The organism is Nitrososphaera sp. (assembly GCA_039938515.1).
Taxonomy (GTDB): domain Archaea; phylum Thermoproteota; class Nitrososphaeria; order Nitrososphaerales; family Nitrososphaeraceae; genus Nitrososphaera.
Genome location: JBDUUL010000010.1, coordinates 32,875 through 45,894, shown reverse-complemented (window position 1 = coordinate 45,894; position 13,020 = coordinate 32,875). Strand labels below are relative to the sequence as shown.

Sequence of the window (13,020 nt, the reverse complement as noted above, 5' to 3'; positions counted from 1 at the left end):
ATGACACTGAAACGTCTGCCAGACTAATAAGCAGAGCTCGGGAATGCTCAGGCTGCAAATGCATTCCCATATCTGCCGGAAAAGACCAGGTCGGAGAGCGGCAGCCTGTTCTTTTTGGTTTTACCTGTCTGCGGCGGAAAAGCCTGATTCTTTGGGTAGCCGAATCCCACGATAACCGTCGGCGAAAGTTCTGCTGGAATGTTGAAATCTTTGCGCAGCCTAGTCTCGTCGACGCCGGTGTAAATCCCCGACGCCACGCCAAAGTTCCATGCTGCCAGCTGCATGTCCTGCACTACCCTGCCGGCGTCAAGGGCGTGGAACCTGTGCTTTGGGTTTGTCAGTACAATCACCGCAAAGTTCGCCCCCGAAACCCACATGCCGCTAGTGCTGTCCGCAGCGAGCCGGGAAAGGTCCCCGCCGTCTACCAGGACAAAGCGCCAGTGCTGGGTATTGAGACCGGTGCCAGTCATCCTGGCGGCCTCTAGAACCTTCAGCCTGATGTCCTGCGGCACGGGCCTGTCGGCAAACTCTCGCACGTCAAATTTCGTGGCTATGCACTCAAACGTGTCCAATTCTATCAAATGGTACTGGTCAGATGATGATTTAGCGTTTACGCTCGAGCGGCAAGCAATTGCTGGCGGCGACTTCCCACATGATAAATGAGTACGGCACAGCTGTCTGCACCTTTCATGCAGACGTCATTTTCTCGCTCAAGCTCCAGAGCCTGCTGGCCGATTCGTCGCTTTGAGCAGCAGACGAGGGTACCACTTGTCGCCTCTTGACAAAATACTTTCCGCTCACCCCCTCTATGTCGGGCGAGGAGGCCAGAAATATTCCGGTGTCTGCTCCTTTTTGCGCGCTTATCAGGAAGGGAGCCGCTACCGCCCAGACCAGCTTGTAGGCGAGCGGGTTATTGCGCATAAAGTTCGTCCGTACGCCGCCGGGGTGGAAGCAGTTCGCCGTTACATTAGCTCCGGCGCTTGACAGGCGCCGGGCAAGCTCCCTTGTGAAAAGGATGTTTGCCAGCTTGGACTGCCCGTATGCCCTTATTCCGCTGTACTTTTTTGTTTCAAAGTTGATGTCGTCAAAATCGATGTGTGCCCCCCTGTGCGCGATGGAGCTTGTGGTTACGATTCTGGCTGAAGGGGTCTTTTTCAACAAGCCCAGCAGGAGATTTGTCAGCAGAAACGGGGCGAGGTGGTTTACCGCAAATGTCAGCTCGATTCCTTCCGGCGAAACCTCGCGGCTGGCCATAAAAATTCCGGCATTGTTTACTAGCACGTCAAGATGGTCAAGGGCCGAGGTTACTTCCGATGCAAGGTTTCTGATGGCTTGCTGCGAGGACAGGTCTGCGACAAAGTAGCGAGGGACTTGATTGGACGAAAAGCCTGCGACCTCACGTGCAGCGCTCCTGCATTTCTCCTGGCTGCGACCTACAAGAATGACTGACGCGCCAAGCCTGCCGAGGCCGATCGCAATTTCTTTCCCTATGCCGGAAGTGCTGCCCGTCACAAGGCATGTCTTTCCCTCAAGCAACTTGGCCTATCGAATCTCTTTTTCCCACGGGAAGACAATCCAGAGGTTGTGATTGAGAATTCTTCCTGCAAAGCCCGGATGGCCCGGAAACCTGCTCATGCAGAAGGCAAAGTCGCAGTCAAAACCTTTCACAGCCTTTTGGACCTGCGTGAAGGTTTTACCGCTGTCATAGATGTCGTCAACTGCGAGGTAGCGCCTGCTCTTTTTTAGCCTCGGCATTTCCGACGCTACAAGCATCTTTTCTCGGAACGGAATAATCGCAATGTCGTCCATCTGCAGCTCCTCTGCAAGAAGCTTTGCAGGGACAAGCCCACCAGTGGACAGCGCGAGGATGCGGTCATATTTCCTGCCTGATTTTTCAATCTGCTCGGCAAGCATGCGAACAAGGTGATGAATTTCAAACCAGCTGCACGGCTCTTTTGTCGCGGCGGCGCTGTTTTGGAGACCTGTCAGCTCACCCTTGCTGCTCCGCGCGGCAGCGCTCAGCTTGCTGCCTGGCGGGCAGGCCGCACATGTGGCATCGGCCTCAATAGTCACGCCGAACCTGCGTAAACCTGGTTCCTTTGGCATGTGGCAGGCTAGGGCGGGCTCTAAATATATCATTTTGCAGGGCTCAAGGGCTCCGACGATCTGCCCCGGATCCTTGCGTAACTATTAGGCGCGCTGCAATGCCCGGAGCGGAGTACTAGGATTCCATCTCGCCACGCGGCGAAATCATCAAGATTTGTCGCCCGACAGCTTGGTGCCGCAATTTAAGCAGTACAGCTCGTGCTTAAAGCCGTCTGGAACCTGCTCTTTTCTGCCGCGGTTTGGGCAACTTAGCATCATTGCTGCTAACAGGGGGTGCTCACGAAAGATGCCTAATAAACTCACTCCCCCTTTACGGATTGCGCAATCAGTGATAATGCAATGATGCCCTGGCGCCGGTTATCTCGCTGCAGGCATGAAGAGCTGTCAAAAGCCAGAGCGGGACACTGCTATGCGCCATTTGCAACGCCCGGTTAAATCTGCGGCGAGACTGTAACGAATTCCACCTGACTGAACTTATTATTCGGCTGTGGCAGAGTCAAATTTGCATGCAATTAAGGCTTGGTAACCTGTATTCAGAGCTGGCAAAATTGGGCGTCAACATTGACGTCGTAATGTCATTGAAGCCTACACAAGCCGACCTTGAGGATTTGTATCTTGGATTGCGCAGGCTGGCAATCGAAGAGTCGCTGCGCGTCCGCTGCAAGGAGGTTACGTATCCACCGCCGGTGAAGGTATGCCGTTGGTGCGGGAAGGAAAACCTGGCGTCTTTTACGAGCTGCTCGAATTGTAACCACAAGCTCCAAGGATTCTGTCATTTCGCGGCATTCTAGCCTGGTCTTGTCCGGACGGAGCCGACCGATAGGCCTGTTTGAACCGGTATCGCATCGATAACCCTGCTGTCTGCAAACCGCGCAGGCTTTATTTCGACGGAAATGAAGGATAACGTCATGATGCTGGTCCGGTGCTATACCTGCAATCTCGTCTTTGACATAGACAAGCGCAATGAAAAAGAAGAGGCGATAAAGCACAGTAGGGCGTGCCACGAGATGACGCTCGGCTTTCGGGCATAGCGGTTACTAATTGTTTACCGCCAGTAATATCCGGCTTACCACGTACGGTAGGACAAACCTGCTAAGTAACTTAGTGCTACTAGTCTTAAATACGGCATTCACGATAATTACATATGAAAAAAGCAATCACCTCCACTCCTGCGTCGAGGTCGGACCTTATTACGGACCCTGACACTGGAGAAATAATCCGGCGGGACACCGGCGAAGTTGTCTCGAATATTGTTTCAACTGAACGTGAATGGCGCAGCTTTGACGCCTCCGAGGGCGCGGACCGCGCAAGGACAGGCGTCCCAACTACTCTTGCGTTTCACGACATGGGGCTTTCGACCGTAATTGGAAGAAATGACGTCGACGCGTCGGGCAATGCACTCGCCGCGGCTACTCGTGCGAACATGAGCAGGCTCCGGATGTGGAACACCCGTAGCCAGAGGCGCTCTCCAACTGAGCGAAACCTGCAGCAGGCGTTCTCCATGCTGTCAAAACTCAAGGACCAGCTTAACCTGCCGGACTACATCATAGAAAAGGCTGCCTACGTCTACAGAAAAGCCCAGGAGAGGGGGTTGATCCGCGGTAGCACGATAGGCTCGGTGCTTTCAGCCTCGATATACATTGCCGCACGTCAGTCAGGCGTGCTCCGAACGCTTGACGACATATCAAAGACGGCGAACGTGAGGCCGAAACAGGCTGCCAGGTCGTACAGAAGAGTCGTTGCGGAGCTTGACCTGAGAGTGCCTCTGATTGACGAAGGCAAGTACATCGCCAGGGTTGCAAACAGCCTCGGGTTTGACGAGAAGACCAAGAGAAAGGCGCTGGAGCTTATGGCCGAGGCGAGAAAGAGAAACGCCCTTGTCGGGAAGGACCCAGTGGGAATGGCAGCCGCAATATTATATCTGGTTAACCTGCAGGAAAGCAGCGGCAACCCAAGGAGCCAGGCAGAGATTGCAAAGGCATCCGGCGTGACGGAAGTGACCGTCAGGAACAGGGCAAAGGATCTGCGCCGCCTAATGCCGGCAATGGCCTGATTTTTTTATCTTTTTTCACGCCGGCACTAGCATTATATTACTAGCGTAAAGTTCTCATGCTCTATGCAAGTCGCCGGCAAGGTTCTAATCTGCGACTCCATAGACCAGGCTGGCATTGAAAGCCTGAAGCGTTCCGGTCTTGTTGTCGATTACAAGCCCGATATCAAGGCAAGCGAGATGGTAGGCGCTGTTAAGGATTTTGACGTAATAGTTGTACGGAGCAGGACCAAGGTGACAAAGGAAGTCATAGAAGCAGCCGGCCGGGCGAAAATCATTGCCCGCGTTGGCGTCGGGCTTGACAACGTCGACGTCAAGGCTGCCGAGTCGAGAAAGATCCGGGTGATAAACGCGCCGGAGGCAGCATCGACCGCGGTGGCAGAACTCGCAATCGGCCTGATGCTCTCCCTTGCAAGGAGCATTCCAAGAGCTGACTCGGAGCTCAAGAAGGGCAACTGGATTAAAAAAGACCTGATGGGTACCGAGCTTAAGGGCAAGTACCTGGGAATCGTCGGAGTCGGCAACATCGGAAGAAACCTTGGCAGAATAGCCAAGGCGCTGCGGATGAACCTCGTAGGCTACGACCCTTATCCTATAAACGCGGAATTTGTAAGAGAGACGGGCATGGTAGTCACTGACCTAAACACGCTTCTTGAGAGCTCTGACTTTGTAAGCTGTCACGTCCCTGCAACGCAGGAAACGATAAAGATGTTCAACGCAGAGAGGCTGGCCAAAATGAAGCCGACGGCCTTTCTTGTCAATACTTCAAGGGGCGAGATTATCGACGAAAAGGCGCTGCATGACGCGCTCAAGGCCGGCAGGCTGGCCGGCGCCGCCCTTGACGTCTTTGAGGTCGAGCCGCCGACAAACAGGATGCTGATAGAGCTTCCAAACGTAATATGCACGCCGCATATCGGCGCCCAGACAAAGGAAGGCCAGGAACTCGCCTCGACTGTCATTGCCGAAAAGATCATCCAGATTCTCCGCGGCGTCATTTAGCAATTTTTCTTCCGGCAAATAGGATATAAGGGGGACTGGGAGAGAGTCTGACCTATGCGCAGCTACATGGCCGACACTTGGACAAGGATGTGGAAGAACAATTCTGACGAGCTCAAGTCCAAGGCAATCTTGTGGCGAACTGAACCTACGGTACACAGGATTGAGAGGCCAAGCCGGCTTGACAGGGCCAGGCGGTTGGGTTACAAGGCAAAACAGGGCATTGTAGTGATTCGCACGCGCGTTGGCAGGGGCGGCATGCGCAAGCAGAGGCCGGTCGCTGGCAGAAGGCCGAAGCACCTGGGTGTCGTCCGCATCAAGCAGGGAATAAGCATGCGCAAGGTGGCCGAGCGCAGGGTTGCGGAAAAGTTCCCGAACCTAGAAGTCCTGGGCTCATACTATTTGCACAAGGACGGAATGAACATCTGGTACGAGATCATTCTGGCGGACCCGAATCACCCGGCGATTTCAAGAGACAGGGAAATGCGCGGCAAGCTCAAGGCCTTTGCAGAGTAGCCTTACTTTGCGACCAGTTTTCTTACAGACTCTATTGTCCTAAAGACTTCGGTCTGCGGAGCCTCCTTGTCTATCGTGATGTAGTAAAAGTACTCGTCAGTCGAAAGAGTGAGGATCTTTACCTTCTCGTTCTCGGTGAACGTGTACTCTGTTCTGCCGATTGACCTCTCAAAGTTCTTGCGGAGCTGGTTTCGTGTTGCCTCGATAAAATACTCGTTTCTTGCTTCGTCCGGCTTTAGGAGAGGCGTAACTCCCTTGCGGAGGCCGCCAGCTATGGTCCGCCCAAATTTGTTCATTATTCCGGCGTAGCGGATGTTCGGCGAAACGGCAAGGATGCTGTTGCACTTTTCCCTGTACTTTGCAACTTCCGGGTCAGCCTGCGGCCTTTTTTGCGAAGACATGTAAGCATCCTAATGTTCTAGCCCTCGGTTTAATAGATTTGCGGCAGGTCGACAGGAGATTGCAGCAGCTACTTGACGAGATACCATATCACGCTGTAAGGCGCATGTACGGTGACCTTGTCAGTCGAGCTGTCATAGATTCCGTATACTGACTTGAGCTCGAGATCGTCATAGGACTTGCTTATCATTCCCTGAGCACCCCCGTTGACCGTCGCGTGCGGGGCTGACAGGTAGAGGTCAAGCCTGGTGCTTGTGCTGTCCAGCTTTGTCGGCTTGATGTCGACGGTCACGTTCGCTGCCTCGATGTGCTGGCCAAGGATGTTGTACGTGAGCCTGGGGAGATGGTACTCCGTCTCGTTCTGCAGGTTTACGACGCGCTGCTTTACCGCGGGGTTTGGAAAGATCTCGCTTGCGTTTAGCACCTTTTGATATTCAAACAGCGACTCGACGGGGCTTTTGATGGTGCTAGCAAGCTCGCTGGCTCCGCTTGAAAGCTTGTCAGTAAAAGGGTGATCGGTCGACACGGTATATTCAAACGCCTGGTCTGCCTGTTGCGCGGTGTTCTCTCCGCTCAGTTTTGTTATGGGCTTTTGCACGGGCGCAGGCTTGTGATTTGGGTCATACAGCTGGGCCGGCGGAGTGAGTGCAAGTGCGGCAAAACAGGCAATCATAGCCGCAACGGCCAACGAGATTCTGAGCGTCCATCGCCTAGACAACCATGCGCACTGCCGAGACTTTGACAAGGCTCCGGCCCTTAAACGCCGCGTATGAAGCGGCAGTTACGTACTACTGGCGGATGGTCTTTAGAATAATCACGGTGTTGGTGTCCGAGACGCCCTCAATCTTGCGTATCTCGTCAATGCAGCCGTTTATCTCAGATATCGCCGGCGCGCTGATGATTGCCGCAATGTCAAACTGGCCGGTGATCTCATAGACGGTCTCCACGTTGCCGAGCTTCATGAGCCTTGCAGACACTGCCGAAGTGTCCGCGGTAGAGCTTACGGAAATCAGGCTGATGGCGCTCGTCCTGTCGCTGGCGCCAAGATCGAGAGTGAAGCGCCGGATCGTTCCATTGTCCGTCAGGTTCTTGACGCGCCGGCGCACGGCTGATTCTGAAAGCCCCACCTCGGCCGCAATGTCCACAAACGCCTTGCGAGCGTCGTTTTGAAGGATTTTAAGTATCTTGGCGTCCAGCTCGTCAGTGTTTCTAGATGGCGGTGTCGCGGTTGACATTTCTCCCTTGCTCCTTGCCTGTTAACACCTAGTCGACTGTCTTAGGTAGAAGGTCAATGTATCAACGCCTGCTATACTATTCTGAATGGCCAGTTCAGACGCATTTCGCACTATGCTTGAGGGTATCAATAACGAATTCACAAGACCGAATTATGAATCCCACTTTATTAACTTTAAAAATTGGCGGTATTCGTAAGGAGCTCCCAAGGAGACCGACATCTGTAATGACCTGCTTACCGTTGATGTTCGAGCCAAAGAGGAGCACACTGTATCCTACTTCAAAATGATGGGAAAGAAGGGCCTGGCGACAAAGACCATAGACATGACACTGTCTGCAATACGAAAGTTTTACACCGAAAACAGGGCGGAAAGCATGCTGAACTGGAAGTGGCTCAAGTCCAGGATTCCACAGAACCAGGGCCGCGTGCGGGACAAGGGTTACACCCAGGAGCGCAGCGAAACATTCCTACGAGGTTTATCTGGCCGCCAGATTGATTAGACGGCCAGGCGAGGGAGAATTTACTTCCACTCCCACCCCTGTACCGACATCGTGCCGTTCATGTAATCGACTTCGACGTCAAAGTTGACCACCATGTTATTTGCAAAGGCGAGTTTTCCCGTGCAATTGTCGCCATAGATAGCGGTTCCTATGTACCTGATTTTCCCCCCGCCAGTGTACCTGCCTACTCCGACAGGCCTCGCCTGAGCAACGTCACCTTCTGCCGTCATCACCACTGCTTGGTCTTCTCCGGAAAGAAAGCCACCAGGACGCATGACAGACCAGAAAGTTCCCATCTCTGTTACTTCAATGCCCTTGAACTTGCCCTGAACAGTGTACGAGCTTTCGATCTTGTATGTGGCCGCATCGAGCACCCTCGTCCCAGTAACTTTGCCCTGAGCTTCGTAAATTTTTTCCCCTAGCATGATCTTAGGCTTTCGACGCAATTTATAAAGTTGGCTTGGGGAATCGCCTGCACTTCGGGCGCGCTTATCCAAAGGTCCAACCGATCAATACCGGTGTTCCTTTGGCCTGAACGTCCCCTGCGATCTGCCGGAATGATCAGGCACCGTGACTTTGCAAGGCGTATGTCCTGCATATTCCTCGTAACTTGCAAAGACGCGGTCGCAGGTCATACACGGAAAAGGCGCTTTTTGAGCGCAGGGTTTACGTTCTGTCAATCGAATTAGGTTCTCTCTTCATATCTTGTTCTACTATATCAATACAAGCTAGAATTAGATTTGCAGCTGGTTGCAAAATAGTTAGATCAGAAAACCAAATGACGGTTTGAAACTGCCTTGCTCTGGCAGGCCTCTATGAGGCAAGTTCCAGTCATGATTGCAGGAACATGCCATTTGGTTAGACTCATCTTTGGCATTGTTCTGTGATTTAGTTGGCCTGGACAGGCAATTCCGTCTATAGAGTCCTCTGCCACTAGTCGGAAATCTTAAAAGAGCAAAAGGAAAAACTCCAAAGCAGTCTCGTGATTTTATTGGCTACGATATCTGGATTCGTTCAGTATTACCAAGGTCATTTGCCGTCCTTTTTTAGTTGCTTACTTAGGACTCCTATCAGGCTATCCACAGCAGTAGAACAAGATACTCAGGTCAAACAAGAATGTCTTTACTGATTTCAGTAATGCATTCTATTCTACATCTACTCTAGCCAATTCTTTTGCGTCCTGTGTTTAATCTGGTTCTCAAAACTCCAGTGGCAGCCAGAGCTCCTCCTGCCCCCAATAAGGCAACGATAATGTAAATCGGATCTAAGGGCGGGTCAGCATGTATCGTATTCTGCAGTGCTATACCCGCAGGTACTATTCTGTAAATGTTGCCTTCATTAAACGAGACGAGGTACAAATAGCCATCAGGTCCCATTTTGACATCGCTAATATTGCCAAATCCTTTGCCGAATATTATCTCATCCATTGATTCTCCGGTATTGGCGATAGAGTCGTTGAGCTGAGGAGAATGGAAGTCAAAGCCGTCGCGCCGTGAATTTAGCTCAAATCTGTACAGATTGCCGTTGTTAAAGTCTCCAACAAACAAACTGTTATTGTATTTTGCAAAGGGAGCTGAGACTGGAAACGCCAGTCCTGTCGGGGCAACGCATGTTTCCCAGGTAAACTGCGGATCATGGTACTTGTAGTCCAGGTAGGTAGGCAGCTGCGTCAACGGTTGATGGTTTCTGTTGTGCGTGCTGTTTGCCGGCCCCATTATAGTTTCCCACCCGCTATTGAACTTGGGAGTAACAATATTGACCTCGTCGCAGCACGTTTCACCGTTCTCAGTATCCCAGAGACTGCCAGTTACAGGGTCGGTGGTTAAACCAAAACTGTTCCTGATCCCCATGGCATAGTAAGGTCCGGGAGGCACCAGCTGCTGAACGACAGCGGTGTCATCGGGCTCTCCATTTGCAAAGTTTTCGAGCTTATCGGCGCGCCCTGCATCTCCCACTATTATGTATAGAGTGCCGTTCTTATCAAATGTCATTTCTCCCCCGTTGTGATACGTCTGGGTTTGAGGCATGTCCTTTATCAGAGTCTTGTTTACAAGCTTGCCTTCAGCTTCGTCCCAGTCGTAACTGTATACACGTTTTCCGAGTGCATGACCCCGATATGCGTCGGCTTCGGTAAAGTAGAGGTAGACCTTGTTTTGCTTTGTAGCAATTGTAAGCATCCCTTGCTCTCCAACATTTGTTATGGTCTCACTTGTTACAGGCTCCGGCCGGAATACGCCATTTCGAGCATAGTGCACGTCGCCGGTATCCCGTTGCAAGATTATCATGTCAGTGCCATTATTTACCCATCCAATCGTGACTGGGCTGCAACAAATCCCGGTCATGTATTTTTGGACCACAAAATCCTTGTCCTCAATCACCGGGTCTTCGGGTGCAGAAGCCAGTGCGGGGATAGGAATGAAAGAAAATGCAACCAAAATCAGAAATTGGAACCGTAACGGAATTGACAATGCACCAACGATATACTCAGCGATTATAACTTTTGCTTTACATAGTTACCAATTGAAGAATGAAATAGGAGGACATGAGCGTTCGTTACTCAGGTTCATCAATAGTTTCGACGGCAGAACATAATTTTTCCCTAATTGGAGGTCAGCATCTGCCAGCTGTCCAAGCGTGATTTTGCCCATTTCGTTTAATGACCGCACAAGTCATGCTAGAGCATAACAACTAACTAGCCTAACTGAACAAAGATTGAATTTTGCTCGATGCGGATTGGATATTCACGTGTGAAAAGTCCTTGGATAATCTTTGAAGGACATCACTTAACTGACGGCCAACGTTGGATGTTGTCGTCCATAGTAACCGCGGCTGAACTTACCAAACCAATCAACTTTACAATCATGACATAGCAGACATAGCTTAAATGCTAATTCTGACCTACCGAAGGAGAGCAGTCTTGCTTTTAAGACTCTATCCCCTGGTCTCTTGCATCAGGGGGTTTCTGTTTATCTTCTCTGGCCCTTTCACGCCCCTTCTCCACTGCTTCCTTCGTACCATCATAGGCCCTTACGCTTACCTCCGCGCCCTTCTCTATGCCTTTTTTGCCAAGCTCGGCTCCCTTGTCTACCGCCTTCTCTGTGGTTTCACGAAGTTTCTTTAGAAATCCCATGAGTAAGAATCACTAGGTACTCGCTACTATATCATCTTGACTGTCGACTATTCGGAACTGCAATGCAAGCTACTTTTGAGGCAAGCCCTGTAGGCGCCCGGAAAAACGCATTATCAGCACCACAGCAATGACTGACGATGCGAGTACGCTTGCTGCGACCATGCCAAATTCCGGAACGACGGATTCACCAGAATTGACCTGCGCGACGCGGGTGTCTTCGTACGAGCCCATTGTTGAGCCAATAACTGGACCAATAGCTGGTACTCCCTTCAAGGAATACACGTTGTCGGAACTGTCAATTGCGATGAATGCGCCATAATTGGTACGCGTGGGCGACGATGAAACAAAAGTTCCGTCTGACTTGTATTCTTTGATGTAGCCCTTGTCAAGAACGTAAATGTTTCCACCGCTGTCAACCACCAACTTTGCAGGGCTAATCAGAGAAGTTCCATTGTCCAGACCACGACCGTTTGATGCTATAACCCGTGAAACAAAGTTTCCATTAGAATCAAGCTTCACTACTGAAGAATTGCTCGGGATATTTTCAGTAATATACAGGTTATTGGATTTGTCAACGGCAACCCCAACTGGATTTGCAATCTGGTTGCGGGATGCAAGAGTCCTCAGGTAGTTTCCATTCGAATCGAACTCTTGGACTCGGTTATTTGAATTTGGACCTATCGCATTTGGAGAACCCTCAAGGACGTAAAAGTTGCTAGCATTATCTAAAATTACCTGAAATGGGGAGCCGAATTGACCGTCGCCCGTGCCCCTCGAACCAAATGAATTCAATAGTTTTCCACTGGGATCAAACTTGTAGATTTTTGCATTGAACGCGTCGGCAACATACAAGTTCCCTGACTTGTCAAACGCAACACCGGTTGCACGGGCAAAGTTGCCCTTGCCATTAGAGAGTGGCTGAACTGTGTTTTTTAATAGACCGTTCTTGTCAAACACAAGAACTTTAGCGTTTGAGGCAAGTGCAAAGTTGCCAGAGCTATCTATTGCAAGATCGAAAGCGTTAATGCCACAGCTGGCTGTGGCATCTGTAATTGTGCCATACAGCGATACAAAATGCGCCATTGCTACATTTGATGGCATGCCAGTTCCTGCAGAATTTATTGCCGATACTCTATAGTACTCGTAGCAGGTCGGGACAACCCGTTTGTCAACAAAGAAAGTATCAGGGGATTGCGTATTTGATATCAGGACAGGACCCCATTGAAATGAGCTCGTGTTTGCGTCTTTAGTTGGCAAAACTGCTGTTGCTAGAGTGTCTATTTTGTATCCTGTGATTGGAGACCCTCCATCTGATGCGGGAGTATTCCAATGGAGAGTAATGCTGGTAGCATTTGCGCTGAGCGTAAGATTGGTTGGAGCATCCGGGATTGAAGCAGCTGAGACTTTTTGCAAGAAACTGCTTGTCGACATGATGCAGATCGAAAAAGCCAATGCTGCGAGAAAAGCAGAAGTAACTATTGTAGGGCGCACTTTCCATGGTGTCAGATGGGCAGTTATTAAATTTTTATTTCGAAGTTGATTCCGAAGCTAGGTCGATTAACAATTAATTAGTGAACTTTGAGTTATGGTTCCATTCTTTAGCAATTTTAAGGATACAATTCCGTTCGACCACATTCGCATCTAGTTCTCCGATAGCAATCAATATGCGGCCAACAGCTCACTTGCCTTTTTTGGTCCGAGGTGCGGAGTTTCTGCCGTTTTGGCGGCATAAAATAGCCATGAAAAATATCCTATTTAGCTTCTCAGTAATTGCATCCCAATAATTCTCCATGCGCGTTCTTGATGTAGTTGTATTCCAATTTGGGCAACCTGTCATGTTTTGTGAGCAGTTTACTTCAACACCTTCAGAACATCCCTGTTAGTTATTCCGCTTGGCAAAATGGATAGGCATCAGTGTTGGAAGGCACGGGCAGCCAAGCTATGCGAGATTCTTGCAAATATTGAGGATATCCCTACAGCTTAGGAGAGTCCTGAAGAAAGCAAGAGAAAGGTAGAGAGAAAGTTGGCTTAGTTCGATGCCATACGCGATGGATTGAAGGAAAACTGAGCAATGATTCCAGAGCTCGAT

At 50.6% G+C, this 13,020-nt stretch carries 16 protein-coding genes; 6 read left to right on the top strand and 10 right to left on the bottom strand.

Annotated elements, in window-relative coordinates; genetic code table 11:
* Positions 1-47: 47 nt before the first annotated feature.
* From ABI361_05315 to ABI361_05305, 3 genes are all read right to left on the bottom strand, one after another.
* Complete coding sequence (locus ABI361_05315; GenBank protein ID MEO9320073.1) at positions 48-581, bottom strand: nitroreductase family protein; 534 nt, start codon at positions 579-581, stop codon at positions 48-50.
* A 106-nt stretch (positions 582-687) separates the two neighbouring features.
* Positions 688-1,536, bottom strand: a complete 849-nt coding sequence (locus tag ABI361_05310; protein ID MEO9320072.1) for an SDR family oxidoreductase — start codon at positions 1,534-1,536, stop codon at positions 688-690.
* Between the two features lie 6 nt (positions 1,537-1,542).
* Positions 1,543-2,106: a phosphoribosyltransferase family protein gene (locus ABI361_05305; protein MEO9320071.1), complete on the bottom strand. Its 564-nt coding sequence runs from the start codon at positions 2,104-2,106 to the stop codon at positions 1,543-1,545.
* A gap of 506 nt (positions 2,107-2,612) precedes the next feature.
* On the opposite strand from ABI361_05305, the gene ABI361_05300 reads away from it, so the two are divergent.
* The 5 genes from ABI361_05300 (at position 2,613) to ABI361_05280 (ending at position 5,668) form a co-directional block, all read left to right on the top strand.
* Positions 2,613-2,897: a hypothetical protein gene (locus ABI361_05300; protein ID MEO9320070.1), complete on the top strand. Its 285-nt coding sequence runs from the start codon at positions 2,613-2,615 to the stop codon at positions 2,895-2,897.
* A 102-nt stretch (positions 2,898-2,999) separates the two neighbouring features.
* Complete coding sequence (locus ABI361_05295) at positions 3,000-3,137, top strand: hypothetical protein (protein MEO9320069.1); 138 nt, start codon at positions 3,000-3,002, stop codon at positions 3,135-3,137.
* Between the two features lie 113 nt (positions 3,138-3,250).
* A complete protein-coding gene (gene tfb / locus ABI361_05290) occupies positions 3,251-4,159 on the top strand; it encodes a transcription initiation factor IIB (protein MEO9320068.1) in 909 nt (302 codons plus the stop codon).
* Positions 4,160-4,222: 63 nt separating this feature from the next.
* On the top strand, positions 4,223-5,155 hold the full coding sequence (locus ABI361_05285) for a hydroxyacid dehydrogenase (GenBank protein ID MEO9320067.1): 933 nt from the start codon (positions 4,223-4,225) through the stop codon (positions 5,153-5,155).
* A gap of 54 nt (positions 5,156-5,209) precedes the next feature.
* Positions 5,210-5,668 carry a 50S ribosomal protein L15e gene (locus ABI361_05280; protein MEO9320066.1) on the top strand — a complete coding sequence of 153 codons (459 nt, stop codon included), beginning with the start codon at positions 5,210-5,212 and terminating at the stop codon, positions 5,666-5,668.
* A gap of 2 nt (positions 5,669-5,670) precedes the next feature.
* Here the strand turns inward: ABI361_05280 and ABI361_05275 are convergent, their stop codons facing one another.
* The 3 genes from ABI361_05275 to lysM form a co-directional block, all read right to left on the bottom strand.
* Entirely contained in the window at positions 5,671-6,069 is a 399-nt protein-coding gene (locus ABI361_05275; GenBank protein ID MEO9320065.1) for a DUF6659 family protein, read from the bottom strand.
* 68 nt (positions 6,070-6,137) lie between these two features.
* Positions 6,138-6,755 carry a hypothetical protein gene (locus tag ABI361_05270; protein ID MEO9320064.1) on the bottom strand — a complete coding sequence of 206 codons (618 nt, stop codon included), beginning with the start codon at positions 6,753-6,755 and terminating at the stop codon, positions 6,138-6,140.
* A gap of 100 nt (positions 6,756-6,855) precedes the next feature.
* Positions 6,856-7,302, bottom strand: a complete 447-nt coding sequence (gene lysM, locus ABI361_05265) for an HTH-type transcriptional regulator LysM (GenBank protein MEO9320063.1) — start codon at positions 7,300-7,302, stop codon at positions 6,856-6,858.
* A gap of 283 nt (positions 7,303-7,585) precedes the next feature.
* Here lysM and ABI361_05260 point away from each other — a divergent pair, with 283 nt between their 5' ends.
* The gene (locus ABI361_05260) at positions 7,586-7,801 is read left to right on the top strand and encodes a hypothetical protein (protein MEO9320062.1); all 216 of its coding nucleotides are present in this window, start codon (positions 7,586-7,588) and stop codon (positions 7,799-7,801) included.
* A gap of 20 nt (positions 7,802-7,821) precedes the next feature.
* Here the strand turns inward: ABI361_05260 and ABI361_05255 are convergent, their stop codons facing one another.
* The 4 genes from ABI361_05255 to ABI361_05240 all read right to left on the bottom strand — a co-directional run bounded on the left by ABI361_05255 (position 7,822) and on the right by ABI361_05240 (position 12,362).
* On the bottom strand, positions 7,822-8,226 hold the full coding sequence (locus ABI361_05255) for a hypothetical protein (protein MEO9320061.1): 405 nt from the start codon (positions 8,224-8,226) through the stop codon (positions 7,822-7,824).
* Between the two features lie 735 nt (positions 8,227-8,961).
* On the bottom strand, positions 8,962-10,236 hold the full coding sequence (locus ABI361_05250) for a PQQ-dependent sugar dehydrogenase (GenBank protein MEO9320060.1): 1,275 nt from the start codon (positions 10,234-10,236) through the stop codon (positions 8,962-8,964).
* 488 nt (positions 10,237-10,724) lie between these two features.
* On the bottom strand, positions 10,725-10,931 hold the full coding sequence (locus tag ABI361_05245; protein MEO9320059.1) for a hypothetical protein: 207 nt from the start codon (positions 10,929-10,931) through the stop codon (positions 10,725-10,727).
* A 69-nt stretch (positions 10,932-11,000) separates the two neighbouring features.
* On the bottom strand, positions 11,001-12,362 hold the full coding sequence (locus ABI361_05240; GenBank protein ID MEO9320058.1) for a fibronectin type III domain-containing protein: 1,362 nt from the start codon (positions 12,360-12,362) through the stop codon (positions 11,001-11,003).
* Positions 12,363-13,020: the final 658 nt, after the last annotated feature.